The following is a 25,467-nucleotide window of genomic DNA, read 5'->3' on the forward strand; positions in this document are numbered from 1 at the left end:
AACGGCCGGGCGCGCCACAGTCGGGCACGAACACCCAGTCCGCCCCGGCGGCCCAGGCAATGAATTCACCGAACATCGCGGCGATCCCGCTCGCCACCCCCGACCAGCTGCGCGAGCGCATCCGCCGCAAGAGCAAGCTCAAGGGCCGCCAGCCCGAGGCGCCGGCCTTGCAGGAAGTGGCCGCACTGCTCGGCCCGCGCCCCGACGGCGGCTGGCCGCGCGATCTGCTGATCGAGCATCTGCACCGGCTCAACGACGCGTACCGCGGCCTGCACGAGCGCCACCTGGTCGCGCTGGCCACGCTGACCAACATCCCGATGGCCGAGGTCTACGAGGTGGCGACCTTCTATCACCACTTCGAGATCCTGCGCGGCGACGCCCAGACGCCCGGCCTCACGGTGCGCGTGTGCGATGGCCTGGCCTGCGAGCTGGCCGGCGCACAGGACCTCCTGGCCCGTCTTCCGGCCCTGCTGGGCGTGGCCGGCCGCGACGACGTGCGCGTCATCGCCGCCCCCTGCATCGGCCGCTGCGAGCAGGCGCCGGCGGTCGCGGTGCACCAGCGCGCCGTGCCGCTGGCCGATCCGGACAAGGTGATGCAGGCGCTGGAAGCCGAGCTGCCGGTACGGGCCCTGGCCGAGTTCGATCCCGCCGCCGTGGCCGAGCGCAGCGTCTCCCCGCCGCCCGGGGCCATCGAGATCCTGCCCCCGTACACCGACTACGCCACCTACCGCGCCCGCGGCGGCTATGCGCTCGCGGCCGCCGTGGCCAGCGGCGAACGCGACGCCGACAGCCTGATTCGCGCGATGGAGGACTCCGGGCTGCGCGGCCTCGGCGGCGCGGGCTTCCCGGCCGGACGCAAGTGGCGCATCGTGCGCGAGCAGCCGGCACCGCGCCTGATGGCGGTGAACATCGACGAGGGTGAGCCCGGCACCTTCAAGGACCGCACCTACCTCGAGCGCGACCCGCACCGCTTCCTCGAAGGCCTGCTGATCGCCGCCCGGATCGTGGGCACCGAGGCCTGCTACATCTACTTGCGCGACGAGTACCACGACTGCCGCGCGCTGCTCGAGGCCGAGCTCGCGAAGCTGAAGGCCGACCCGCCCTGTGAGCTGCCGCGCATCGAGCTGCGGCGCGGTGCCGGCGCCTACATCTGCGGCGAGGAGTCCGCGATGATCGAGAGCATCGAGGGCAAGCGCGGCGAGCCGCGCATGCGCCCGCCCTACATCGCCCAGGTGGGCCTGTTCGGCCGACCCACCCTGGAGCACAACTTCGAGACGCTCTACTGGGTGCGCGACATCGTCCAGCGCGGCCCGCAGTGGTTCAGCGGCTTCGGCCGGCATGGCCGCAAGGGCCTGCGCAGCTTCAGCGTGAGCGGGCGGGTGAAAGAGCCGGGCGTCAAGCTGGCGCCGGCCGGCATCACGGTGCGGGAACTCATCGACGAATATTGCGGCGGCATGCTGGACGGCCATGCGCTCTACGCCTACCTGCCCGGCGGCGCCTCCGGCGGCATCCTGCCGGCGCGGATGGACGACATCCCACTCGATTTCGACACCCTGCAGCCGCACGGCTGCTTCATCGGCTCGGCCGCCGTGATGGTGCTGAGCCAGCACGACCGCGCGCGCGATGCGGCCCGCAACGTCATGCGCTTCTTCGAGCACGAGAGCTGCGGCCAGTGCACGCCCTGCCGCGTGGGCACGGCCAAGGCGGCGGCGCTGATGGAGGCGCCGGTGTGGGACCAGGCCACGCTGGAAGACCTGGCGCAGGTGATGGGCGACGCCTCGATCTGCGGCCTCGGCCAGGCCGCGCCCAACCCGATCCGCTGCATCCAGAAGTACTTCCCCGAGGAGATCCAATGAACGCGCCCGCCAAGCTCAATGAGCTGATGCCGCAGACGGTCGAGTTCACGCTCGACGGACGCGCGGTCCAGGCCTTCGAAGGCGAGAGCATCCTGAAGGCGGCCGAGCGCCACGGCGTCCAGATCCCGCGCCTTTGCTACATGGACGGGCTGCGGCCCGACGGCAATTGCCGTTCCTGCGTGGTCGAGATCCAGGGCGAGCGCACCCTGGCGCCGAGCTGCTGCCGCAGCGTGACCGCGGGCATGGAGGTCCGCGCCACCAGCGAGCGCGCGCTCAAGAGCCAGCGGATGGTGGTGGAGATGCTGCTGTCCGACATGCCGGAGACGGGCTACAAGTGGAATGACGCCGCCCACGCTGACGCCGAAAGCGCCCCGGCCCCGGTCGGCCAGCACGGCGAACTCAGCGAATGGGCCACGCGCCTCGCGGTGGAAGTCCGCCCCGCCTTGCAGACCTTGCGTCGGACGCAGCCAGCCGCCGATGTCTCGCATCCCGCCATGGCCGTCAACCTCGACGCCTGCATCCAGTGCAACCGCTGCGTGCGCGCCTGCCGCGAGGAGCAGGTCAACGACGTCATCGGCTATGCGATGCGCGGCGCCGATTCCAGGATCGTCTTCGACCTTGACGATCCCATGGGCGACAGCACCTGCGTGGCCTGCGGCGAATGCGTGCAGGCCTGCCCGACCGGCGCGCTCATGCCCAAGACCCGGATCGGCTCGCAGCAGGTGGACCGCCAGGTCGATTCGGTCTGCCCCTTCTGCGGCGTGGGCTGCCTGATCACCTACAACGTGAAGGACGAAAAGATCGTCAGCGTCGACGGCCGCGACGGCCCGGCCAACCACGGGCGCCTGTGTGTCAAGGGCCGCTTCGGCTTCGACTATGCGCACCACCCGCAGCGCCTGACCGTGCCGCTGATCCGCAAGCCCGGCGTGCCCAAGGACTTCGGCGACGCGCCGCGCCCCGGCGACTGGGGCGGCGCCTTCCGCGAGGCCACCTGGGAAGAGGCGCTCGCGCTGGCCGCCGGCAAGCTCAAGGACCTGCGCGACACGCACGGCAGCAAGGCCCTGGCCGGCTTCGGCTCCGCCAAGGGCAGCAACGAGGAGGCTTACCTGTTCCAGAAACTGGTGCGCACCGGCTTCGGCAGCAACAACGTCGACCACTGCACGCGCCTGTGCCACGCCTCCAGCGTCGCGGCCCTGCTCGAAGGCGTGGGCTCCGGCGCAGTGAGCAACCAGGTCAACGACGTGGAGCATGCGGACCTGATCTTCGTGATCGGCTCCAACCCCACCGCCAACCACCCGGTCGCCGCCACCTGGATGAAGAACGCGGCCAAGCGCGGCGCGAAGATCGTGCTGGCCGACCCGCGCGTCACCGACATCGGCAAGCACGCCTGGCGAACCCTGCAGTTCAAGGCCGACACCGACGTGGCCATGCTCAACGCGCTGATCCACACCGTCATCGAGGAGGGCCTGGTCGACGAAGCCTTCGTGCGCGAGCGCGCGAGCAACTTCGAGGCCCTGCGCGAGAACGTCAAGGGCTACAGCCCCGAGGCCATGGCGCCGATCTGCGGCATCCCGGCCGAGACGCTGCGGGAAGTGGCGCGTGCCTTCGCCACCGCCAAGGGCGCCATGGTGCTGTGGGGCATGGGCGTGAGTCAGCACGTGCACGGCACCGACAACGCCCGCTGCCTGATCGCCTTGGTGACCGTCACCGGCCAGATCGGCAAGCCGGGCTCCGGCCTGCACCCGCTGCGCGGCCAGAACAACGTGCAGGGCGCCAGCGACGCGGGGCTGATACCGATGATGTTCCCGAACTACCAGCGCGTGGACGACGCCGCCGCGCATGCCTGGTTCGAGAACTTCTGGGGCGTGCCGCTCGATGCGACCCCCGGCTACACGGTGGTCGAGATCATGCACAAGGCGCTCGCGCCGGACAGCGATCCGCACAAGATCCGCGGCATGTACATCATGGGCGAGAACCCGGCCATGAGCGACCCGGATCTCAACCACGCGCGCCACGCCCTCGCCAGCCTGGAGCACCTGGTGGTGCAGGACATCTTCATGACCGAGACCGCGTGGCTGGCCGACGTGGTGCTCCCCGCCAGCGCCTGGCCCGAGAAGACCGGCACGGTGAGCAACACGGACCGCATGGTGCAGCTGGGCCTGCGTGCCCTGAACCCGCCGGGCGAGGCGAAACCGGACCTCTGGATCATCCAGCAGATCGCACGGCGGATGGGCCCCCACGCTCCGCACTTCGTGTCGTCGCTGCCCCCCGAGGGGGCCGTCCGCGCCTTGGGGCGGCCCGGCGGCGCGGAGGGCCTCGACTGGAACTACCAGGGCGATGAGTCTGGCGTTGCCGCGGTCTACGAAGAGATGCGCCAGGCCATGCACGCCGCCATCAGCGGGATCAGCTGGGAGCGGCTGCAGCGCGAGTCCAGCGTGACCTACCCTTGCCTGAGCGAAGACGACCCGGGCCAGCCCATCGTGTTCGTCGACGACTTCCCGACCGCGGACGGCCGCGTGAAGCTGGTGCCGGCCGACATCATCCCGGCCGACGAGCGGCCCGACGCGCAGTACCCCTTCGTGCTGATCACCGGCCGGCAGCTCGAGCACTGGCACACCGGCAGCATGACGCGCCGCGCGACCGTGCTCGATGCGCTCGAACCCATGGCCACCGCCTCGATGAACCAGGGCGACCTCGACGCGCTCGGCCTGCAGGCCGGCGACGTGGTCACGTTGCGCTCGCGCCGCGGCGAGGTGGCCATCCACGTGCGGCGCGACGATGGCACGCCGGCCGGCGCGGTCTTCGTGCCCTTCGCCTACTACGAGGCCGCGGCCAACCTGATGACCAACGCGGCGCTGGACCCGTTCGGCAAGATTCCCGAGTTCAAGTACTGCGCGGTGCAGGTGCTGCGCGGCGGCACGCCCGTGGCGGCGGCGGGTTACGGTACCGGTGCGGTCCCGACGGCGGCGGCTTGAGCCCCGGCGCCTGACGGGCTCCTGACGCGCTCTTCCGAAGCGCGCGCGGCGCGATGCAAAGCTGAATCCAGCGTTCAGCTTGGCTTCACAAGTGCCTCCTAGAGTCGCGGCCATGCTGGCAATTCTGCGACTCCACGCCCTGTCTGCCGTGTGTGGCGGTGACGGCCGAGGGCGCGCATGAGGGGAGAAAGGGGCGCCACCATGGGCCGTACGGCCGTTCCGAAGGCGAATACCGTAGCCGCAGGCGAAGGTGCTCCGATGAACCGTCTCTTCAACGCACCGCGTGCCGCCGTGGAGCTCGCAGGCACGCACACGCCGGCTCGTCGCACGATCTCCTGCGTCATTCCCTGCTTCAACGAAGGCGACAACCTCAACGCACTGCTGTCGAGCCTGGAAGAGACCCTGTGGGCCACGCATCTCGACTGGGAGATCATCGTGGTCGACGATGGCAGCACCGACGACACGGCGACCGTGGCCGAAGCCTGGTGCCAGCTCACGGGCTTCCGCTGCATCAGCCTGTCGCGCAACTTCGGCAAGGAGGCAGCGCTCACGGCCGGGCTGCAGGCGGCGTGCGGCGATGCAGTGGTCCTGCTCGACGGCGACCTGCAGCACTCGCCCGCGCTGATCGCGGACATGCTGGCCCGCTGGCAGGAAGGCGCCGAGGTGGTCTACACCGTGCGCCAGACACGCGACGACGAAATGACCTTCAAGCGCCTGGGCACGCACCTCTTCTACAAGATCGTGAATGCCTCGCAGCGCTTCGAACTGCCCGAGGACGCCGGCGACTTCCGGCTCATGGACCGCCGCGTCGTCGATGCCCTGTTGAGCCTGCCGGAGCGCACGCGCTTCATGAAAGGCCTTTATGCCTGGGTCGGCTTCAGGGCGGTCGCGCTTCCTTACACGCCCTGTCCGAGGGCGAGGGGCAGGAGCAGCTTCGGCGCCCTGCGCCTGGTCAACTTCGCGATCGACGGGCTGACCTCCTTCACCAACTGGCCGCTGCGCATGGTCAGCGTGGTGGGATTGCTGCTGGCGGTGCCGGCCTTCGCCTACGGGGTCTACCTGGTGCTCGAACACCTGGTGATCGGCAATCCGGTGTCGGGCTGGACCACCATCGTGGTGAGCCTCATGTTCTTCATCGGCATCCAGATGATCTCCACCGGGATCGTCGGGGAGTACGTGGCGCGCATCTTCGAGGAAGTGAAGGGCCGGCCCCTCTATGTCGTGAGGAAGGTGCTGGGCCGCGGCCTGGACATTCAGCAGCCATGAAGACAGTGCGCGCAGGGGCGAGGCCGGCAGAGGCCGTGCTCGTCGTGGCCTGCCTCTTCGCCTGGCTCTCGGTGACCGCCTGGATCCGGCCCCTGATGTCACCGGACGAAGGGCGTTATGTCGGCGTGGCCTTCGAGATGCTGCGCTCGGGCGACTGGCTGGTGCCTCGCCTTGATGGGCTGCCCTTCTTCCACAAGCCGCCGCTCTTCTACTGGATCAGCGCAGCCGCGATGTGGACGATGGGCTGCGCGGAATGGCCGGCAAGGCTGCCCTCGGTCATTGGCGCCACGGTCGCGGCGGGCGGGCTCTACCTCTTCCTGCGGCGGTGGGCCGACGCCGCCGTCGCGGCTCTGGCGGCCGTGGTGCTGGCCACCATGCCCTTCTTCTTCATCGCGGCCCAGTTCGCCAATCTCGACATGCTGGTCGCGGGTTGCATCACCGCGACGCTCCTGCTCGCGGCCGATGCGGCACTGGCAAAGGCGAAAGGGGGGCACTGGCGGGCGAGCCTGGCGGGGGCCTTCGTCTTCGCCGGCCTCGGCGTCCTGGCCAAGGGGTTGATCGGCCTGGTGCTTCCTGCATTGATTTTCCTGGCCTGGTGCGTGGCGATCCGGCGACTGCGGCTGGCGTGGCTGATGGCCTGGCCGCCCGGCTGGGCCCTGCTGGTGTCGATCGTGGTGCCCTGGTTCGCCGCGGTGGCGTGGCGGCATCCCGGGTTTCTCGACTACTTCGTCGTGACGCAGCACTTCCGGCGCTTCGCGAGCACGGGCTTCAACGGCGAACATCCTTTCTGGTTCTACCTGCCCGTCGTGGGTCTTTTCACGCTGCCATGGATCGGGTGGCTGGCCACCGTGCGCCGGCCGGCGAGCGAAGCGCGCGTGCCGCCTTCCGAACTGGACTGGCTGATGGGGATCTGGGGGGTCGCCATCCTGGTGTTCTTTTCGCTGCCGCGCTCCAAGCTCATCGGCTATGTCCTGCCTGCGCTGCCGCCGCTGGCGTACCTGATCGCGAAGGCCGCGATGGTTGTTGCGCAGCATGGTGGCCGCTGGCGCCGCGCGCTGCGCTGGACGTCGGCCTTGGCCGCGGGCGCCTGCATCGCCGGGCTCGCCTGGCTGGCGATGCAGCCCGGTCCTGTGGGTCATCGGCTTCGCCTGCCGCCCGGCGAGGCCGTGGGGGCGTCGGACCAGGTCATCATGCTCGGCGCCTACGACTACGAATTGCCTTTCTACTGGCGCCTGGCGCGGCCCGTGCTCGTGCTGGCCGACTGGTCGCCCGAGGCGGTGCTACGGCATGACGATTGGCGCAAGGAACTGTTCGAGGCAGGGCGCTTCGACCCGGCGCGCAGCAAGGCGCTGCTGATCGACCTGACGCATGTCCGGGATGCGCTGTGCGTCCCGCACGCGACCTGGCTCGTCGGCGCGGCGGTCGCGCCCACGGTGCTGCCCTGGCTGGCCCAGGCCCGACGGGTGGCGGTCGACGGAGACAGTGCCGTCTGGCGTTTCGCGGGCGGCGCGGCGAGCGATCGGGACTGCCTCCAGCGCTTCGAAGCCGTGGCCCCATGACGGCCGGCCGCGATCGGTTTCTCTGCATCTGCGCGGACGACTTCGGCATGAGTGCCGGCATCAACGCGGCCGTGCTGGAGCTCATCGCCGGTGGACGGATCTGCGCGGCCTCGTGCATGGTGCTGCGCGGTGCCTGGACGGCGGGGGCGGTCGCCTTGCGCCGCGTCGATCCGGCCGTGGCAGACCTCGGACTCCACCTCGAACTGGGCCGCCCGCCCTCGGATTCGCCGCGCGAGCCGCCGCTGAGCAGCCTGGTGGCCGCCAGCTACCTCGGCCTGCTCCGCCCGGGGACGGTACGGGCCGATATCCGCGAGCAGCTTGCGCGCTTCGAGGACGCGCTCGGCCGCCCGCCCGCATTTGTCGATGGGCATCGGCATGTGCACCAGTTGCCGGTGGTGAGGGACGTGCTGGTGGAGGAGATCGCGTTTCGCTACGGCGTTGCGGCGCCCTGGCTGCGCAGCACGGCGCCCGCGGCGCCGCGCGCCTTGTTGCCAACCAAGGCCGACCTGATCTTTGCCCTGGGCGGTTGCCGGTTGGTGTCGCTGGCCGCGGCGCGAGGCATCCGGATCAGCCGCGCGCTGCTCGGCGTCTACGGCTTCGACAGCGATGCGCGGAGCTACCGGCAGCACCTGGCGCAGTGGATCAGCGCCTGCCGCAGCGGCGACGTCCTGTTGTGCCACCCTGCATGCGACCTGGCGCCGGGGGTGCCCCATGGCATCGCCCGATTGCACGAATACCGCGCGCTGGGCGGGCTGTCGTTTCCGATCGAAGCGCAGGGCGGCGACATCGTGCTGCGCCCCTTGTCCCGCCAGCCGTTGTTGGCCGCGAGCGATGCCTGACGCGGCTGGCGCCGAGACCCCGGGACTGCCATCGCCCCGCCTGCAGGTCCGCGCGCTGCGTTCGTCTTTCGGCGGGCCTTTCGAACTCGCGTTGGGGCGGGGCGAATGCGTCTGCATCGTCGGCCGCTCGGGCTCCGGCAAGAGCGTGCTGCTGCGTCTGATCGCCGACCTGGACCCGGGCACCGGCGAGGTCTCGCTCGACGGCACGCCGCGCGAGCACTGGAGCGCGCCGGCGTGGCGCCGCCGCGTGGTCTATCAGCCGGCCGAGCCGGCCTGGTGGGCGCCGCGGGCCGGCGATCACTTCCAGGGCGGCGATGCCGTGCTGGTGCAGGCATCGATGCAGCGCCTGGGCCTCGTGCCCGCTCTGCTGGACGCCGAGGTGGACCGCCTCTCCACCGGCGAGCGCCTGCGGCTCGCCCTGGTGCGTTCGCTCGCGATTGGACCTCGGGTGTTGCTGCTGGATGAGCCAACCGCCGCCCTGGACGAAGCCTCGGTGGCGTCGGTCGAGACGCTGTTGCGCGAACGGCTCGCGCAGGGCCTGTCGCTCTTGATCGTCACGCATGCGCAGGAGCAGGCGCGACGCATGGGCGCGCGCGTGTTCGAGATGGTCAGCGGCCGGCTGTATCCGCGATGAATGCCGTGACGCTGCAGGCCGCGGATGTGGCCATCGCCGCACTGCTGGTGCTAGCCAACGCGCTTGCATCGTTGCTGCTGGGCCTGCGCATCCATAGGCAACTGTTGTGGGCGGCTGCGCGCATGACGGTTCAGTTGCTGCTGGTCGGGCTGGTCCTGCGCTTCGTGTTCGTGGCGTCGTCGCCAGCCTTCACGCTGGTGGCCGTCGCGCTGATGATCGCGGCCGCGGCCCGTGAGGTCGCGGTGCGCTCGGCGCCGCGCCTGCGTGGCGCCGGCAACTTGCGCATCGGCGCTGCGGTGGTCGGCCTGTCGAGCATGGCCACCGTGGTGCTGGCGCTGCTGACGGCGATTCGGCCGCAGCCCTGGTATGACCCGCGCTACGCCATTCCGCTGATGGGGATCGTGCTTGGCAGCGTGCTGAATTCCGCCAGTCTCGGCCTCGACAATTTCTTCGGCGGCGTGCGCGCGCAACGCACAGCCATCGAGGCACAACTGGCGCTGGGTGCGAGCATCCGGCAGGCGCTGGCCGAACTGGTCCGCGGCTCGATCCGGCGCGGCATGATCCCGATCGTGAACCAGATGACGGCCGCCGGCGTGATCACCCTGCCAGGCACCATGACCGGGCAACTGCTGGCCGGCATGGACCCGGTGCAGGCGGTGAAGTACCAGATCCTGCTGCTCTTCCTGCTGGCCGGTGCAGGCGGCTTCGCCGCCATGGGTGCCGTGCATCTCGCGTCGCGCGCCGTCACCGACGGGCGGCAACGGCTGCGCACGGACCGGCTCGAGGACGGCCGTTGAGAACTTTTGCACGCAACCCGACGACGCAGTGAAAAGAACCTGCTTGTGCCATTTGTTCCCGGCTTTCGGCGGGGAAGGTCGCCCCTAAGCTGCCTGACAGTTCCAAGAATCACAGGAAGCAGGAATGCCCCGACTCATCGTTCTGGCCCGCAACAGCAGCGTGCGGCAGATCAACATCGCAGGTCCCATGACCACCATCGGCCGCGCCGCGGACAACCGCGTGTGCATCGACAGCAGCCAGGTGAGCCGGCGGCACGCGCGGATCCAGTGGTCGGGCGACCGCTACCTGCTGAGCGACCTGGGCAGCCGCAACGGCAGTTACGTCAATGGCGAGCGGGTGGCCGACAGCCGTGCGCTGTGCAACGGCGATGCGATCACCCTGGGCGATTGCCAGCTGCGCTTTCTCTACAGCGCCGACATGCTGCCGGACACCGATGCCCTGCGCCTGCTGACCCTGCCGGGCGAACTGTCCCATGCCGCCACGGTGCGGCGTGCGCCTGCCCGAGCCGGGTTCCTGCTGACCTGAGGGCGGTCGACCAACCCGCCGGTGCGCCGAAAGCCACGCCGGCGTGTCCATCCGCGGCATCGGCTATCGTCGGCCGCATGAATCCGCTTTCCGGCCCTGGTGAAGACGCGGCCCGCCCCTTGCTCGAGGTCGCCGTCGTCATGCGCCGCGAGCGCCTGCACGGCCCTTCCAGCCACTGGCAGCCCTGGCGCTGGACGCTCGAGGACGTGGTGCCCGACGAGCCGGCCTTCGGCAGCGCACCGCGCCTGCTGCAGGACGACGAGGAGGTGCAACGCTGGCTCCATCCCGGCTTCCGGGTCGAACTGTTCCGCGACGACACCGACGGCTATCGGCTCAACGCCACCACCCCTGCACCCGGCTGGTTCGTGCTCTGGCGGATGGAAGAAGAAGCCGGCATCGCACCCGAGCCGATCGCGCGCCCGGTGGTCGTGAGCCTCAGCTACAGCGAGGCCGGGCGCTGGCTCGACGCGCAGGAAAACGTCGACCAGGTCCCTGCGCCGCCCGAGGTGGTGCAGTGGCTGCGCGCCTACGTGGACGAACACCACGTGGACGAGCCGCGGCGGCGCAAGCGGCCCGAGAGCTTCAAGCCGCTGGTCGACCGCTTCGGCAACGCGGCCAGCGTCTCCACCGAGAAGAAGCGCGGGCGAGGTGCGGGCGATGTCTGAGGGCTTCTTCGAGCGCTGGTCGCGGCGCAAGCAGCAGGCGAGGGAAGGGGATGCACTGCCGCCGGAGGCGCCTGACAAGTCGACGACGGCGGTCGCGCCGGCCGCGCCAGTCGCCGAAGCTGCGAGCCCTCCACCCGGCCTTCCTCCGGAGGGTGAAGGAGAAAAACCGGCGCCGTTGACGCTGGCGGACACCGATGCGCTCACGCCCGAGTCCGACTTCAAGCCCTTCCTCGCCGGCCACGTCGCGCCCGAGGTGAAAAACGCCGCACTCAAGAAGCTCTTCGCCGACCCCCATTTCAACGTGATGGATGGCCTGGACACGTACATCGACGACTATTCGCAATCCACCCCCGTGCCCGAGAGCGTGCTGCGCCAGATGGCCAGCGCAAAGTTCATGAAGCTGTTCGACGAAGAGCCCGACCAGGATCGGCCCGACGACGGGCAACTCGACAAAGACCCTGAGACCGACCCCCTGCCGGACGTGGCACAGTCGACCTCGACCGACCCCGTTCCCAGCCAACCGGTTGCCTCCGAGGCGCAGCCGGCCAGCCAGCAAGACGATGACCACCACGCTGATCTGCGACTGCAACAAGACCATGCCCCTGGCGCCGAAGGCCCTCGGCGCCGCATTGGCTGACAACGACCTGCCCCTGCACTCGGCCCTGTGCCGCCGCGAGGCGGCGGCCTTTCAGCGGGCCATCCAGTCCGGCGACGAGGTGGTGGTGGCCTGCACCCAGGAGAAGCAGCTGTTCGCCGAACTGGCCCGGCAGACGCCGCAGGCCGAGTCGCCGATCCGCTTCGTCAACATCCGCGAGACCGGCGGCTGGAGCCGCGATGCCGCGCAGGCCATGCCGAAGATCGCCGCCTTGCTGGCGCAGGCGAAGCTGCCCGAGCCCGAGCCGGTGGCCACCGTCGGCTACGCGAGCCAGGGGCGGCTGCTGATCGTCGGCCCGCTCGACCAGGCGGAGCAGGCCGCGGCGCTGCTCGCCGATGCGATGGACATCACGCTCTTCTCGCGCGGCCCGGGCAGCGCCGGCGGCGCGCAGGAGCGGCGCTGGCCCGTGCTCGCCGGCCGCATCGACACGCTCGACGGCTGGCTCGGCGCCTTCCGGCTCGGCTGGACCCGGGACAACGCCATCGACCTCGATCTCTGCACCCGCTGCAACGCCTGCCTGGCCGCCTGCCCCGAGCAGGCCATCGGCCTGGACTACCAGATCGACGACACCCGGTGCCGTGCGCACCGCGACTGCGAGCGCGTCTGCACGGCCGCCGGTGCGATCGACTTCAACCGCCTCGCCGATGCGCACGAAGCCGAATTCGACCTGGTGCTCGACCTCGGCGCCGCGCCGCTGATCGACTGGCATGCGCCGCCGCAGGGTTACCAGCACCTGCGCGGCGGCATGGCCGATCCGCAGGCGAGCGCCACGCTGCTGCGCCTGCGCGGACTGGTCGGCGAGTTCGAGAAGCCCAGGTTCTTCGACTACCGCCAGAAGCTCTGCGCGCACAGCCGCAACGAGCAGCTGGGCTGCAACGCCTGCGTCGAGGTCTGCTCGGCCCATGCGGTGCGCAGCGACCTGGCGCGCCAGCGCATCGTGGTCGAGCCGCACCTGTGCGTGGGCTGCGGCGCCTGCACCACCGTCTGCCCGACCGGCGCGCTGGCCTACGCCTATCCGCACGCGCCCGACCAGGGCACGCGGCTGCGCACGCTGCTGGGCACCTATGCCACCGCGGGCGGACGTGACGCGGTGCTGCTGCTGCACAGCCAGGAAGGCGGCCGGGCCTTGATCGAGCAACTGGGCCGCGACGCACGCCTCGGCCGCGCGCAGGGCGTGCCGGCGCAGGTCATCCCGGTCGCGCTGTGGCATGCGGCGAGCACCGGCATCGACTTGTGGCTGAGCGCGCTGGCCTTCGGCGCGGCGCGGGTGGCCGTGCTGGCGACCGGCGAGGAGGCGCCGGCCTACCTGGAGGCGCTGCGCGCGCAGATGGCCGTCGCGCAGGCGCTGATGAACGGCCTGGGCTACGCGGGCACGCATTTCACGCTGATCGAGGCCGGCACGCCCGCCGCGCTCGACGGCGCGCTGGCCACGTTGCGCGAGGCACGCCCGCAGACGCCGGCGGCGGCAGCGCGTTTCGCCGTCGGCGCCGAGAAGCGCAGCACGCTCGAACTCGCGCTCGACCACCTGATCGACGCCGCGCCCGCTCGCCGGGCCGAGGGCGATGCGGCACGGGTGATCCCGCTGCCCGCCGGCTCGCCCTTCGGCGCGATCGAGGTCGACCGCGACAAGTGCACCCTGTGCCTGGCCTGCGTGAGCGCCTGCCCCGCCAGTGCGCTGCAGGACAACCCCAACGCGCCGCAACTGCGCTTCGTGGAGCGCAACTGCGTGCAGTGCGGGCTGTGCGACAGCACCTGCCCCGAGGATGCGATCTCGCGGGTCCCGCGGCTGCTCGTTGCACCCGAGCGCAGCCAGCCGGTGGTGCTCAACGAGGCCAGGCCCTGGTCCTGCATCCGCTGCGGCAAACCCTTCGGCACGCAGAAGGCCATCGAGGCCATGCTCGGGCGCCTGGCCGGTCACGCGATGTTCCAGGGCGAGGCGCTGGAGCGGCTCAAGATGTGCGGCGACTGCCGCGTCATCGACCTCTACACCGCGCCGAACGAACTGAAGATCACGCAGCTATGAGCCGCACGGCCGTTCCGAAGGCGAATATCGCAGCGCTGTGCGCGGAGGTTTTTCAATGACCGAACGGTTTTCCCCGACCACGGCGCTCGATGAGGAGCTCGCGCGCGCCGAGCTCTACGGCCTGCTCGCGCGGCTCTGGTACGCCGCGCCTGACCCCGATCTGCTCGCCGCCTTCCAGGTCGCCCCGACCGAGGCGCCGGCGGCAGGGGCCTTCCTCGAGGAGCCCTGGCGCCACCTGGTGGGCGTGGCGCGCGCCCTCGATGTCGCCGCGGCGCGCGACGAATACGATGCCCTCTTCGGCGGCATCGGCAAGCCCGAGGTCTATCTCTTCGGCTCGCACTACCTCAGCGGCTTCCTCCACGACAAACCGCTCGCGCGCCTGCGCGGCGACCTCGCGCGGCTGGGCCTGGCGCGCGGCGAGGCGGTGTTCGAGAGCGAGGACCACGTGGCCTGCCTGTTCGAGGTCATGCGCTACCTGATCGCGGGCGAGGATGCGGCGGTGGCCAACCTCGCGCAGCAGCAGTCCTTCTTCTCGACCCATCTGCAGCCCTGGCTGCCGGCCCTGTGCGATGCGGTGGCGCAGCACCCGAAGGCGCGCTTCTACGCGGCGCTGGCGGGCCTGACACGCGCCTTCGGCGAGGTCGAGGCCCAGGGCTTCGACATGTGAAGTGAACTCTCCCCCAGGCTCCCCCACTTCGTGTGGTCCGCCAACCCCCTCACCGGGGGCGCACCCAGCGGCCCGGCAAAGCCGGCTCCGCGTGTGCTTCCGAAGGGGCCGGCGTCTCGGCCTGCGTGTTGCGCGCGTTGCAGGTCTTGCGCAGCGCGCTGGAGCAAGTCAGATGAGGGGCGGCCCGACGCGCCGTAGGGCGAGCGCCAGCGCGGGCGTCAGATGAGTCCGACAGCATTCGATGGCCCTTTGCCCTTGTATTAGGGTCTCGACTAGTATCCAAACATATGTAACTGGTTTCATATCGGCCTTGTCCGGTTGATACCGGTTTTTGAAGCCACCAGAGCCACTCCTGGAGTACGCATGCAGGACAGCCAACCCGCCGGCGCTCAGCCGGCATCCCGTCGGGGATTCTTCCTGGGCGCCGCCGCTGTCGGCGCCGCCGCAGCCGCCGTCACGGTGCTGCCACGCGTGGGCGAGGCGCCAGCCGCCGCCGCTGCCACGCTCCCGCCCCCACCCGAGAACGGAGGCGGCTACACGCTGAGCGAGCACGTCAAGCGCTACTACCAGAGCACTTCGGCCTGAGGACCATCACGCCATGCTATTGACCCGCAAGACCAGCGGCCCCGCACACGAGGGCGCCGCTTCCCGTACCGCATCCTCCTCGTCCTTCGTCCACAGCCTGCGCCGCGGCCTCGCCGGCGCGCTGCCGACGATGGACCGGCGCGCCTTCCTGCGCCGCTCAGGCCTGGGCGTGGGCGTCGGCCTCGCGGCCGGCCAGCTCAGCCTGATCCGCAAGGCCGAGGCGGCCGAGGGCAGGGCGCCCGCGATCGGCCAGGGCAAGATCGAGGTCCGCCGTACCGTCTGCTCCCACTGCTCGGTCGGCTGCGCCTCCGACGCCGTGGTCGAGAACGGTGTCTGGGTGCGCCAGGAGCCGGTGTTCGATTCGCCGATCAACCTGGGCGCGCACTGCGCCAAGGGCGCCGCACTGCGCGAGCACGGCCACGGCGAATACCGCCTGCGCTACCCGATGAAGCTGATCGACGGCAAGTACCAGCGCATCAGCTGGGACCAGGCCCTCGACGAGATCACCGCGAAGCTCAAGGAACTTCGCCAGGCCAGCGGGCCCGACTCGGTCTACTGGATCGGCTCCAGCAAGCACAACAACGAGCAGGCCTACCTGCTGCGCAAGTTCGTCAGCTTCTTCGGCAGCAACAACTGCGACCACCAGGCGCGCATCTGCCACTCGACCACGGTGGCGGGCGTGGCCAACACATGGGGCTACGGCGCCATGACGAACTCGTACAACGACATGCGCAACGCCAAGGTGGCGCTGTACATCGGCTCGAACGCGGCCGAGGCGCACCCGGTGAGCATGCTGCACATGCTGAATGCCAAGGAAAACGGCTGCAAGATGATCGTGGTCGACCCACGCTTCACGCGCACCGCGGCCAAGGCGGACGAGTACGTGCGCATCCGCTCCGGCTCGGACATCCCCTTCCTGTTCGGCGTGCTCCACCACATCTTCAAGAACGGCTGGGAAGACAAGAAGTACATCAACGACCGCGTCTTCGGCATGGACGAGGTGCGTGCCGAAGTGATGACCAAGTGGACCCCGGACAAGGTCGAGGAAGCCTGCGGCGTCAAGGAGGCCCAGGTGCTCAAGGTCGCGACCTGGCTGAACGAGAACCGCCCCGGCACCATCGTCTGGTGCATGGGCCAGACCCAGCACACCATCGGCAACGCCATGGTGCGCGCCTCCTGCATCCTGCAACTGGCGCTGGGCAACGTGGGCAAATCAGGTGGCGGCACCAACATTTTCCGCGGCCACGACAACGTGCAGGGCGCGACCGACGTCGGTCCCAACCCCGACTCGCTGCCCGGCTACTACGGCATCGCCGAAGGCGCCTGGCGCCACTTCGCGGCCACCTGGGGCGTGGACTACGAGTGGATCAAGAAGCAGTTCTCGTCGCCCGCGATGATGACCAAGCCGGGCATCACCGTCTCGCGCTGGATCGACGGCGTGCTCGAAAAGAACGAGCTGATCGACCAGGACGCCAACCTGCGCGGCGTCTTCTACTGGGGCCACGCGCCCAACTCGCAGACCCGCGGCCTCGAGATGAAGCGGGCCATGGACAAGCTGGACCTGCTGGTGGTGGTGGACCCGTACCCCTCGGCCACCGCGGCCATGGCGGCGATGCCGGGGCGGGCCGACGACCTGAACCCCAAGCGCGCGGTCTACCTGCTGCCCGCGTGCACGCAGTTCGAGACCAGCGGCTCCGTCACCGCGTCCAACCGCTCGCTGCAATGGCGCGAGAAGGTCATCGAGCCGCTGTGGGAAAGCCGCAGCGACCACATGATCATGCAGCAGTTCGCCGACCGACTCGGCTTCGGCAAGGAGCTCAGCAAGAACTACCGCATGCAGAAGGTCAACGGGATGGACGAGCCCATTCCCGACGACATCCTGCGCGAGATCAACAAGTGCGCCTGGACCATCGGCTACACCGGCCAGAGTCCGGAGCGCCTGCAGGCCCACATGCGCAACATGGCGGCCTTCGACGTGCGCACGCTGCGCGCCAAGGCGGGCAAGGACAAGGTCAACGGCTACGACCTCACGGGCGACTACTTCGGCCTGCCCTGGCCCTGCTACGGCACCCCCGAGCTCAAGCACCCGGGCAGCGCCAACCTCTACGACACCTCCAGGCACGTGATGGACGGCGGTGGCAACTTCCGCGCCAACTTCGGCGTGGAGCGCAACGGCAAGAACCTGCTGGCCGAGGACGGCTCGCATTCGCTCGGCGCCGAAATCACCACCGGTTACCCCGAGTTCGACCACCTGCTGCTCAAGAAGCTGGGCTGGTGGGACGAACTCACCGCCGACGAGAAGGCCAAGGCCGAGGGCAAGAACTGGAAGACCGACCCCTCCGGCGGCATCATTCGCGTGACCATGAAGAACCACGGCTGCCACGTCTTCGGCAATGCCAAGGCGCGGGCGCTGGTGTGGAACTTCCCGGATGCGATCCCGCAGCACCGTGAACCGCTCTACGGCACGCGGCCGGACCTCATGGCCAAGTACCCGACGCACGACGACAAGATGACCTTCTGGCGCCTGCCCACCCTCTACAAGAGCGTGCAGCAGAAGAACATCGCGGACAAGGTGGCGGAGAAGTTCCCGTACATCATGACCTCGGGCCGGCTGGTCGAGTACGAAGGCGGCGGCGAGGAAACCCGCTCCAACCCGTGGCTGGCCGAGCTGCAGCAGGAGATGTTCATCGAGATCAACCCGAAGGTGGCGGCCGAGAAGAACATCCGCAACGGCGAGCGCGCCTGGGTGCACACGCCCACCGGCGCGAAGCTCAACGTGCAGGCGCTGGTCACCGAGCGGGTGGGGCCGGACACGGTGTTCATGCCCTTCCACTTCTCCGGCCACTGGCAGGGCGCGGACATGCTGCCCTACTACCCGGCCGGCGCGGCGCCGGTGGTGCGGGGCGAGGCGATCAACACCTCGACCACCTACGGCTACGACAGCGTCACCATGATGCAAGAAACCAAGACCACCGTCTGCAACATCGAAAAGGCATAGGGAGCACCGCATGGCAAGAATGAAGTTTGTCTGCGACGCCGAGCGCTGCATCGAATGCAACGGCTGCGTCACGGCGTGCAAGAACGAGAACGAGGTGCCCTGGGGCGTGAACCGGCGCCGCGTGGTCACCCTCAACGACGGCGTGCCGGGCGAGAAGTCGATCTCGGTGGCCTGCATGCACTGCTCCGACGCGCCCTGCATGGCGGTGTGCCCGGTGCAGTGCTTCTACCGCACCGAGGAAGGCGTGGTGCTGCACGACAAGGACGTCTGCATCGGCTGCGGCTACTGCTCCTATGCCTGCCCCTTCGGCGCGCCGCAGTTCCCCTCGAAAGGCACCTTCGGCGCGCGCGGCAAGATGGACAAGTGCACATTCTGCGCGGGCGGCCCCGAGGCCAACGGCTCGCAGGCCGAGTTCGAGAAGTACGGACGCAACCGCCTGGCCGAGGGCAAGCTGCCGGCCTGCGCCGAGATGTGCTCCACCAAGGCCCTGCTGGCCGGCGACGGCGACGTGGTCGCCGACATCTTCCGCACCCGCGTGCTGCATCGGGGCAAGGGCGCCGAAGTCTGGGGCTGGGGCACGGCCTACGGTTCGCAGCAGGCCGGAAAGCCGACCAACGGAGGCACGAAGTGAAGCGCGCGGCATGTCTGGTGGTGCTGTCCGCCGCAGCCATGCTGCTCGCGGCCTGCGGCGAGAAGCCGCAGACCAACGCGGAGGGCGTGAAGCTCGACGCCGCGCCCTGGACCGGCACCGGTGCCAAGGCCGACGCCGGCACCGCCTTCACCGCCTCGGGATGGAAGGTGGGCGACAAGGCCGCGTGGGAGCAGCAGTTGAAAACGCGGGCCCAGAACGGCCAGAACGACTACACCCGAAACTGAGGTCCAAGGAGATCGCATGATCGAGCGGCTCAAGCTCCTGGCGCTGGCGGGCATGCTGGCCGCAGGCGCTGCGCTGGCGCAGGCGCCGGCGACAACCCCGAACCCTTCGGCCGGCGGCGCCGTCGCCGAGCCGACGCCTGTACCTCAGGCGCAGGCACCCGGCGGCATCCGCAGCCAGAACATCTTCGAGGTCAAGCCCGAAGCCAGCTCGGACCCGAACTACCTGAACCAGAGCAACGCCGAGCGGCAGAAGGTCCAGCCCGGCAACAACGCGCCGATGTGGCGGCAGGTGGGGCAGGGCGTGACCGGCTACAGCAGCCTGCCGGTGTCGCAGGCGCCCGAGGCCGGCAACCTGATCCAGCCCTTCGTGCAGTACCCGGGCTCGCGCCTGACCAACGCCGGCGAAGCCTGGCGGCAGGTGCGCAACAACTGGATCATTCCCTACGGCGCGGCGCTGCTCTTCGTGGTGCTGCTCGCCATCGCGATCTACTACTTCACCCGCGGGACGATCCGGCTGCATGGCGCGGAAACCGGCCGCAAGATCGAGCGCTTCACGCCCTTCGAGCGCGCGACCCATTGGTCCAATGCGATCGCCTTCGTCACGCTCGCCGTCTCGGGCATCGTCATGGCCTTCGGCAAGTTCTTCCTCCTGCCGATCATCGGCGCGGCCCTCTTCGGCTGGCTCACCTATGCGCTGAAGACCATCCACAACATCGTGGGGCCGCTGTTCGTGGTGACGCTGGTGCTGATGTTCTTCACCTTCGTGCGCGACAACGTGCCGCGCGCCCATGATGTCCAGTGGGTGATGAAGGCCGGCGGTCTCTTCAGCCGGACCCACGAGCCGCCGTCGCACCGCTTCAACGCCGGCGAGAAGGTCGTGTTCTGGGGCGGCGTGCTGGTGCTGGGGAGCATCGTGGCCGTCTCCGGCTTGTTCCTGGACAGGCTGCTGCCGGGTTTCGTCTACACCCGCGGCGAGATGCAGATCGCGCTCATGGTCCACGGCGTGGCAACCGTGCTGATGATGGCGATGATCCTGGGCCACATCTACATCGGCACCCTGGGCATGGCCGGCGCCTACGACGCCATGCGCCACGGCTACGTGGACGAGACCTGGGCGCGCGAACATCATGCCTACTGGTACGAGGACGTCGCCGCCGGCAAGATCCCCGCGCAGCGCAGCAAGCAGGCGCCCGCGCAGGCGCCGGTGGGCCCGGTCCGCGTCGAAGGAAATCCCTCATGACGACCTCGAAGATCATGAAGAAGCTCTTCATCCTCTGCGGCGTGGCGCTGGCCGGCACCGCCATCGCCAAGCTGCCCGCACCGCCCGACACACCGGAAGCCAAGGCCAAGGCGGCCGAGGCCGCGGCCCGCACCGCGTGGAGCGGCAAGGTCGAGGCCTACCAGCTCTGCCAGGCCCAGGACAGGGTGGCCGCGCGCTATCGCGAGAGCGCCGCCGCGGCCGGCAAGCAACTGGCGCCGCCCCCGGCCCTGCCGTCTTGCGCCGATCCCGGACCCTTCGCCTACACGCCGCCGGAGCAGAAGCCGATCGAGGCTTCGGGCGCCCATTCGCCGCCCGGCACCGCCAGCTCGCCGCCCAGCACGCAGCAGCCGGCGGCCGCGGCGAATCCCACGCCCAAGCAGTGACGCGCAGGCTCCCGCGCCTGAGCGCGGCGCGCGCGCCGCTCACGCGCGAGGTCGAGGTCATCGACGAGCACGGCGAGCGCGGCCTCATCTCGATCCCGGCCGAGCGTGACCTCACCGTCTACGTCGACCGCCGCGAGCTGGTCACATTGATGACCCTGGGCGCGCAGCCCGAACTGCTGGTGCTGGGCTACCTGCTGAACCAGCGCCTCATCGAGTCGGCCGCCGACGTCGAGTCGATCACCGTCGACTGGGAGGTCAACGCCGCCGCGGTGAAGACGCACGCCGGCATCGACCGCATCGAGGAGCGCACCGCCAGGAAGGTGGTCACCACCGGCTGCGGGCAGGGCAGCGTGTTCGGCGAGCTGATGGCCGGCATCGAGCGCCTGGCACTGCCCGACACGCGCATGCGCCAGCCGCAGCTCTACGCGCTGGTCAACGCGATCCGGCTCCAGGAGAGCACCTACAAGTCGGCCGGCTCGGTGCATGGCTGCGCCCTGTTCACCCTGGGCGAGGGCGACCACGATGCCCGGATGCAATGCTTCGTCGAGGACGTCGGGCGGCACAACGCCATCGACACCATCGCCGGCTGGATCGCCATGCAGCCGCCCGGTCGACTCGAGGGAGGGCGCGTCTTCTACACCACGGGGCGCCTGACCAGCGAGATGGTCATCAAGTCGGCCCAGATGGGCGTGGCCATCGTGGTCTCGCGCAGCGGCATGACGCAGATGGGGTATGAAGTCGCGACCAAGGTCGGCCTGTGCGCGATTGGTCGTGCGACGAACAAGCGCTTTGTCTGTTATGCGGGGAGCGACCGGCTGATCCTGCAGCCGGGGCTGGCCGGTGCGCGATGGCCGGACCGGCCCGACAGTCCCTAAGCCCTTCGGTGGCCGGGGCGCCGCGCCTGGGCTATCGTCGGACCCCATGAACGCCTCCCTCCGCCTCGGCTGGCGCACGCTCTGGCGCGACCTGCGCGCCGGTGAGCTGCGCCTTCTCATCGTCGCCGTGCTGCTGGCCGTCGCCGCGCTCACGGCCGTCGGCTTCTTCGCCGACCGGCTCAAGGGCGGCCTGCAGCGCGACGCACGCCAGCTGATCGGCGGCGACGCGGTGGTTGCGAGCGACAACCCCACGCCCGCTGTCTTCATCGAGCGCGCCCGCGCGCTGGGCCTGCAGACCGCCAGCACCTACGGTTTTCCGACCATGGCGCGCGCCGCGGACGAGCAGGGCGGCGCGACCAAGCTGGTCGCGCTCAAGGCGGTGGAGGCGGGCTACCCGCTGCGCGGCACCCTGCAGGTGAGCGCAGCGCCGGGTGGCCCCGGCGCACCCACGCGCGACGTCCCCGCGCCCGGCGAGGCCTGGGTCGATGCGCCCTTGCTGGAAGGCCTCGGTCTGAAGGTGGGCGACGACCTGCTGTTGGGCGATGCCCGCCTGCGCATCGCGCGCGTGATCACGCTGGAGCCCGATCGCGGCGCCGGCTTCATGAGCTTCGCGCCGCGCGTGATGCTCAACCAGGCCGACGTGCAGCGCACCGGCCTCGTGCAGCCGGCCAGCCGCGTCAGCTACCGCTTCGCGGTGGCGGGCGAGGCGGCGGCGGTCAAGCGCTTCAGCGACTGGAGCGACGCGCTGCTCAAGAAGGGCGAGCTGCGCGGCGTGCGCCTCGACTCCTTCGAAAGCGGCCGGCCCGAGATGCGGCAGACCCTGGACCGTGCCGAGAAATTCCTCAACCTGGTTGCCCTGCTCGCGGCCCTGCTCTCGGCCGTGGCCGTGGCGCTGGCCGCGCGCGGCTTCGCGGCCAATCACCTGGACGACTGTGCCATGCTGCGCGTGCTCGGCCAGAGTCAGCGCACCATCGCGCAGGCCTACGCCTTCGAGTTCGCCCTGATCGGCCTGGCGGCCAGCGCGCTCGGCGTGGCGATCGGCTTCGGCGTGCACTACGTCTTCGTGCTGCTGCTGGCCGGCCTGGTCGAGGCCGCGCTGCCCGCGCCCAGCCTGTGGCCGGTGGCCTTCGGCCTGGGCATGGGGCTCACGCTCTTGTTCGCCTTCGGGCTGCCTCCGGTCTTGCAGTTGGCACGGGTGCCGCCGCTGCGCGTGATCCGCCGCGACGTGGGCAACCTCAAGCCGGCCTCGCTGGCCGTGCTCGCGGTCGGCGTGGCCGGCTTCGCGGCCCTGCTGCTGGCCGCCAGCAGCGACATCAAGCTGGGCCTGATCGCGGTCGGCGGCTTCGCCGGTGCGGTGGCGCTGTTCGCGCTCCTGAGCTGGGCGGCCGTGCTGCTGCTGCGGCGCAGCGTCAACGAAACGACCGCGCCGCGCTGGCTGGTGCTGGCCACGCGGCAGATCTCGGCCCGGCCCGCCTATACCGTGGTGCAGGTCAGTGCGCTCGCCGTCGGCCTGCTCGCGCTGGTGCTGCTCGTGCTGCTGCGCACCGACCTGGTCGCGAGCTGGCGCCGTGCCTCGCCGCCCGATGCGCCCAACCGCTTCGTCATCAACGTCATGCCCGACCAGAGCCAGGCCTTCCGCCAGGCGCTGCAGGCCGGCGGAGTGCAGAAGTACGACTGGTACCCGATGATCCGCGGTCGCCTGGTGGCCATCAACGATCGCCCGGTCTCGCCCGACGACTACACCGAGGACCGGGCCCGGCGCCTGGTGGACCGCGAGTTCAACCTCAGCCATGCGCGGGAGCGCCCCCCGCACAACGAGGTGGTGGCCGGCCGCTGGGAGCCCGGCAGGGCGGGCGAGGTCAGCGTCGAACAGGGCCTGATGGAGACCCTCGGCCTCAAGCTCGGCGACCGTCTGCGTTTCGACATCGGCGGGCAGCAGAACGATGCCCGCATCACCTCCGTGCGCAAGGTGGACTGGGGCTCCATGCATGCCAACTTCTTCGTCATGTACACGGTGGATTCGCTGGGCCCCGACGTGCCCGTCACCTACATGAGTGCCTTCCGGGCGCCCGAGCGCCCGGGTTTCGACAACGCGCTGGTGCGCACCTTCCCCAACGTGACCAACGTGGACATGAGCGCCACCATCGGCCAGGTGCAGCGCGTGCTGGACCAGGTGATCCGCGCGGTGGAGTTCCTCTTCGGCTTCACGCTCGCGGCCGGGCTGGTCGTGCTGTTCGCGGCGGTGACGGCCACGCGCGAGGAGCGGGCGCGCGAGTTCGCGGTGATGCGCGCGGTCGGCGCGCGCGGCAGCCTGCTGCGGCAGGTGCAGCGGGCGGAACTGTTGGGGGTGGGCCTGCTGGCCGGCTTCCTGGCCAGCATCGTGGCCTCCGTGATCGGCTGGGGGCTGGCGCGCTATGTGTTCGACTTCACCTGGACGGCCTCGCCGCTGGTGCCGGTGATCGGCTCGCTGGCTGGAGCGGTGCTGGCGTTGGCTGCGGGATGGTGGGGCCTGCGGGAAGTGCTGCGGCGGCCGGTGGTGGATACCTTGAGGCGCGCGGCGGAGTAGAGCGGCGCTGGCTGCTGCGTGCCATTCCGGACGCATGCTCGATCGGGGATGGACGCATGACACCGGCTGGCGGGATACTTCCGCCGTTCGCCAGGAGACGAGGTGCGCCTTCAGGCTCGAATCCCTGCGGCCTCTCACATGACAAAGATCGTATACACGGGCGAGGACAAGGCGGCGGCGGTCGCCGACCCCGCCATGACCATCCTCGATGTCTCGATCGCGCACAAGATCCCTCACGTTCGGGCATGCGGGGGGCATGGTCGCTGCACGACCTGTCGCGTCCGTATCCGTGAAGGGATCCACAACGTCTCGGCGCGCACGCCGCGCGAGGTCGAGGTCGCCAGCGCGCTTCGCTGGGACGGATTCACGCGCCTGGCGTGCCAGACGCGCGTCAGCGGGGACGTGACCCTCGAACGGCTGGTCAAGAGTCCTGCCGACATGTCGAGCCTGCAGCTGGAAGAAGCGTCGGTCGCGCCGTCGCAGGAGCGGACGCTCGCGGTCCTGTTCTGCGACATCCGCAACTTCACCGCCTTTGTCGACACGCACCTTGCCTACGACGTGGTGCACATCCTCAATCGGTTCTTCAAGGCGGTCGGCGACGCGATTCTGTTCAACAACGGCGTCATCTACCAGTACGTCGGCGACCAGATCGTCGGGCTGTTCGGTGTCGGTGGCGATCCGCCGCAGAAGAGTTGTCTCGACACGATTCGAGCGGGCCTGGGCATGCTTTCGGCGCTGGACGATCTCAATGCGCAGCTGTCGGACGAATTCGCAACCGCGCTGCAGATCGGGATCGGGGCGCACTTCGGCCCGCTCGTCGCCGGCATGATCGGGCATCCGGATCATCGTCAGTTCGCGGTGGTCGGCGATGCGATGAACATCGCCAGCCGCATCGAAGACGCCAACAAGACACTGGGTACGCGGTTCCTGATGTCGGAGGCTTTGTTCGATCAAGTTCCACAGGCGCCCTTGCAGGTGCGCAGAACGCAGGTGGTCCTGAAGGGCAAGCTCGGCGCGTTCCAGCTGGTGGAAGCGATCGGGTATTGCGAGCCGGACTCCGCCCTGCTGGTGCAGTCGACCGTCGGCCTTCTCCTGCAACATCAGAAGCGCTTCACGCAGGACCTCTACCGGCGCTTGTTCGACCTGGCTCCTTCGGTCAAGGGACTTTTCCGTGACGACATGGAAAGCCAGGGCCAGATGCTCGCCCACATGATCCAGTTTCTCGTGCAGGCCATGAGCCGGCCCGAGCTCATCACGCTGGGTCTGCGGGATCTCGGTCGGCGACATGATGCCTACGGCGTCGCGGCCGACCACTACTTGGCTTTTCGCCAGGCGTTTCTCGAAGCGGCACGTGGCATTCTCGATGAAAGGTTCACACCGCCGGTCGAGCGAGCCTGGGCGGGCACGATCGACATGATCATCGAGGTCATGCGCAGGCCGCCGAGCCCTTGAAGCTCTCAT

At 69.7% G+C, this 25,467-nt stretch carries 21 protein-coding genes; all 21 read left to right on the forward strand.

Annotated elements, in window-relative coordinates:
* The first annotated feature begins 59 nt into the window (after positions 1–59).
* Complete coding sequence (locus ABEA07_RS02100; protein WP_345535561.1) at positions 60–1,856, forward strand: NADH-ubiquinone oxidoreductase-F iron-sulfur binding region domain-containing protein; 1,797 nt, start codon at positions 60–62, stop codon at positions 1,854–1,856.
* Positions 1,853–4,831 carry a molybdopterin-dependent oxidoreductase gene (locus ABEA07_RS02105; protein ID WP_345535562.1) on the forward strand — a complete coding sequence of 993 codons (2,979 nt, stop codon included), beginning with the start codon at positions 1,853–1,855 and terminating at the stop codon, positions 4,829–4,831. The genes ABEA07_RS02100 and ABEA07_RS02105 overlap by 4 nt, the downstream gene beginning before the upstream one ends.
* A gap of 258 nt (positions 4,832–5,089) precedes the next feature.
* A complete protein-coding gene (locus ABEA07_RS02110) occupies positions 5,090–6,097 on the forward strand; it encodes a glycosyltransferase family 2 protein (protein ID WP_345535563.1) in 1,008 nt (335 codons plus the stop codon).
* Entirely contained in the window at positions 6,094–7,656 is a 1,563-nt protein-coding gene (locus ABEA07_RS02115; protein ID WP_345535564.1) for a phospholipid carrier-dependent glycosyltransferase, read from the forward strand. The genes ABEA07_RS02110 and ABEA07_RS02115 overlap by 4 nt, the downstream gene beginning before the upstream one ends.
* Positions 7,653–8,495 carry a ChbG/HpnK family deacetylase gene (locus ABEA07_RS02120; protein WP_345535566.1) on the forward strand — a complete coding sequence of 281 codons (843 nt, stop codon included), beginning with the start codon at positions 7,653–7,655 and terminating at the stop codon, positions 8,493–8,495. Before ABEA07_RS02115 ends, ABEA07_RS02120 begins: the two co-directional genes overlap by 4 nt.
* Complete coding sequence (locus ABEA07_RS02125; protein ID WP_345535567.1) at positions 8,488–9,129, forward strand: ABC transporter ATP-binding protein; 642 nt, start codon at positions 8,488–8,490, stop codon at positions 9,127–9,129. Before ABEA07_RS02120 ends, ABEA07_RS02125 begins: the two co-directional genes overlap by 8 nt.
* Positions 9,126–9,926 carry an ABC transporter permease gene (locus ABEA07_RS02130; RefSeq protein WP_345535569.1) on the forward strand — a complete coding sequence of 267 codons (801 nt, stop codon included), beginning with the start codon at positions 9,126–9,128 and terminating at the stop codon, positions 9,924–9,926. Before ABEA07_RS02125 ends, ABEA07_RS02130 begins: the two co-directional genes overlap by 4 nt.
* A gap of 124 nt (positions 9,927–10,050) precedes the next feature.
* On the forward strand, positions 10,051–10,452 hold the full coding sequence (locus tag ABEA07_RS02135) for an FHA domain-containing protein (RefSeq protein ID WP_345535570.1): 402 nt from the start codon (positions 10,051–10,053) through the stop codon (positions 10,450–10,452).
* Between the two features lie 77 nt (positions 10,453–10,529).
* On the forward strand, positions 10,530–11,117 hold the full coding sequence (locus ABEA07_RS02140; protein WP_345535571.1) for a DUF3305 domain-containing protein: 588 nt from the start codon (positions 10,530–10,532) through the stop codon (positions 11,115–11,117).
* A complete protein-coding gene (locus ABEA07_RS02145) occupies positions 11,110–11,754 on the forward strand; it encodes a DUF3306 domain-containing protein (protein WP_345535572.1) in 645 nt (214 codons plus the stop codon). Before ABEA07_RS02140 ends, ABEA07_RS02145 begins: the two co-directional genes overlap by 8 nt.
* Positions 11,678–13,795 carry a 4Fe-4S binding protein gene (locus ABEA07_RS02150; RefSeq protein ID WP_345535573.1) on the forward strand — a complete coding sequence of 706 codons (2,118 nt, stop codon included), beginning with the start codon at positions 11,678–11,680 and terminating at the stop codon, positions 13,793–13,795. Before ABEA07_RS02145 ends, ABEA07_RS02150 begins: the two co-directional genes overlap by 77 nt.
* A 55-nt stretch (positions 13,796–13,850) precedes the next feature.
* Positions 13,851–14,462, forward strand: coding sequence for a TorD/DmsD family molecular chaperone (locus ABEA07_RS02155; RefSeq protein WP_345535575.1), 612 nt, complete (start codon positions 13,851–13,853; stop codon positions 14,460–14,462).
* Between the two features lie 363 nt (positions 14,463–14,825).
* Entirely contained in the window at positions 14,826–15,047 is a 222-nt protein-coding gene (locus ABEA07_RS02160) for a formate dehydrogenase (RefSeq protein WP_345535576.1), read from the forward strand.
* A 13-nt stretch (positions 15,048–15,060) separates the two neighbouring features.
* Entirely contained in the window at positions 15,061–18,045 is a 2,985-nt protein-coding gene (locus ABEA07_RS02165) for a formate dehydrogenase subunit alpha (RefSeq protein ID WP_345535577.1), read from the forward strand.
* Positions 18,046–18,055: 10 nt separating this feature from the next.
* A complete protein-coding gene (gene fdh3B / locus ABEA07_RS02170; RefSeq protein ID WP_345535579.1) occupies positions 18,056–18,676 on the forward strand; it encodes a formate dehydrogenase FDH3 subunit beta in 621 nt (206 codons plus the stop codon).
* Positions 18,673–18,921, forward strand: a complete 249-nt coding sequence (locus ABEA07_RS02175) for a hypothetical protein (protein WP_345535580.1) — start codon at positions 18,673–18,675, stop codon at positions 18,919–18,921. Before fdh3B ends, ABEA07_RS02175 begins: the two co-directional genes overlap by 4 nt.
* A 16-nt stretch (positions 18,922–18,937) precedes the next feature.
* Positions 18,938–20,161: a formate dehydrogenase subunit gamma gene (locus tag ABEA07_RS02180; RefSeq protein ID WP_345535581.1), complete on the forward strand. Its 1,224-nt coding sequence runs from the start codon at positions 18,938–18,940 to the stop codon at positions 20,159–20,161.
* Positions 20,158–20,565, forward strand: a complete 408-nt coding sequence (locus tag ABEA07_RS02185) for a hypothetical protein (RefSeq protein WP_425584058.1) — start codon at positions 20,158–20,160, stop codon at positions 20,563–20,565. The genes ABEA07_RS02180 and ABEA07_RS02185 overlap by 4 nt, the downstream gene beginning before the upstream one ends.
* Entirely contained in the window at positions 20,562–21,440 is an 879-nt protein-coding gene (locus tag ABEA07_RS02190; RefSeq protein ID WP_345535583.1) for a formate dehydrogenase accessory sulfurtransferase FdhD, read from the forward strand. Before ABEA07_RS02185 ends, ABEA07_RS02190 begins: the two co-directional genes overlap by 4 nt.
* A 46-nt stretch (positions 21,441–21,486) precedes the next feature.
* The gene (locus ABEA07_RS02195; RefSeq protein ID WP_345535584.1) at positions 21,487–24,006 is read left to right on the forward strand and encodes an ABC transporter permease; all 2,520 of its coding nucleotides are present in this window, start codon (positions 21,487–21,489) and stop codon (positions 24,004–24,006) included.
* 138 nt (positions 24,007–24,144) lie between these two features.
* Positions 24,145–25,458: an adenylate/guanylate cyclase domain-containing protein gene (locus tag ABEA07_RS02200; RefSeq protein WP_345535585.1), complete on the forward strand. Its 1,314-nt coding sequence runs from the start codon at positions 24,145–24,147 to the stop codon at positions 25,456–25,458.
* The last annotated feature ends 9 nt before the right edge of the window (positions 25,459–25,467 follow it).

It is taken from the genome of Variovorax defluvii (assembly GCF_039541515.1).
In the GTDB taxonomy this organism is placed as follows: domain Bacteria; phylum Pseudomonadota; class Gammaproteobacteria; order Burkholderiales; family Burkholderiaceae_C; genus Variovorax; species Variovorax defluvii.

Coding starts and splice junctions, on each gene's coding strand:
- ABEA07_RS02100 (WP_345535561.1), top strand. CDS start 60: ATGAATTCACCGAACATCGCGGCGATCCCGCTCGCCACCCCCGACCAG.
- ABEA07_RS02105 (WP_345535562.1), top strand. CDS start 1,853: ATGAACGCGCCCGCCAAGCTCAATGAGCTGATGCCGCAGACGGTCGAG.
- ABEA07_RS02110 (WP_345535563.1), top strand. CDS start 5,090: ATGAACCGTCTCTTCAACGCACCGCGTGCCGCCGTGGAGCTCGCAGGC.
- ABEA07_RS02115 (WP_345535564.1), top strand. CDS start 6,094: ATGAAGACAGTGCGCGCAGGGGCGAGGCCGGCAGAGGCCGTGCTCGTC.
- ABEA07_RS02120 (WP_345535566.1), top strand. CDS start 7,653: ATGACGGCCGGCCGCGATCGGTTTCTCTGCATCTGCGCGGACGACTTC.
- ABEA07_RS02125 (WP_345535567.1), top strand. CDS start 8,488: ATGCCTGACGCGGCTGGCGCCGAGACCCCGGGACTGCCATCGCCCCGC.
- ABEA07_RS02130 (WP_345535569.1), top strand. CDS start 9,126: ATGAATGCCGTGACGCTGCAGGCCGCGGATGTGGCCATCGCCGCACTG.
- ABEA07_RS02135 (WP_345535570.1), top strand. CDS start 10,051: ATGCCCCGACTCATCGTTCTGGCCCGCAACAGCAGCGTGCGGCAGATC.
- ABEA07_RS02140 (WP_345535571.1), top strand. CDS start 10,530: ATGAATCCGCTTTCCGGCCCTGGTGAAGACGCGGCCCGCCCCTTGCTC.
- ABEA07_RS02145 (WP_345535572.1), top strand. CDS start 11,110: ATGTCTGAGGGCTTCTTCGAGCGCTGGTCGCGGCGCAAGCAGCAGGCG.
- ABEA07_RS02150 (WP_345535573.1), top strand. CDS start 11,678: ATGACCACCACGCTGATCTGCGACTGCAACAAGACCATGCCCCTGGCG.
- ABEA07_RS02155 (WP_345535575.1), top strand. CDS start 13,851: ATGACCGAACGGTTTTCCCCGACCACGGCGCTCGATGAGGAGCTCGCG.
- ABEA07_RS02160 (WP_345535576.1), top strand. CDS start 14,826: ATGCAGGACAGCCAACCCGCCGGCGCTCAGCCGGCATCCCGTCGGGGA.
- ABEA07_RS02165 (WP_345535577.1), top strand. CDS start 15,061: ATGCTATTGACCCGCAAGACCAGCGGCCCCGCACACGAGGGCGCCGCT.
- fdh3B (WP_345535579.1), top strand. CDS start 18,056: ATGGCAAGAATGAAGTTTGTCTGCGACGCCGAGCGCTGCATCGAATGC.
- ABEA07_RS02180 (WP_345535581.1), top strand. CDS start 18,938: ATGATCGAGCGGCTCAAGCTCCTGGCGCTGGCGGGCATGCTGGCCGCA.
- ABEA07_RS02185 (WP_425584058.1), top strand. CDS start 20,158: ATGACGACCTCGAAGATCATGAAGAAGCTCTTCATCCTCTGCGGCGTG.
- ABEA07_RS02195 (WP_345535584.1), top strand. CDS start 21,487: ATGAACGCCTCCCTCCGCCTCGGCTGGCGCACGCTCTGGCGCGACCTG.
- ABEA07_RS02200 (WP_345535585.1), top strand. CDS start 24,145: ATGACAAAGATCGTATACACGGGCGAGGACAAGGCGGCGGCGGTCGCC.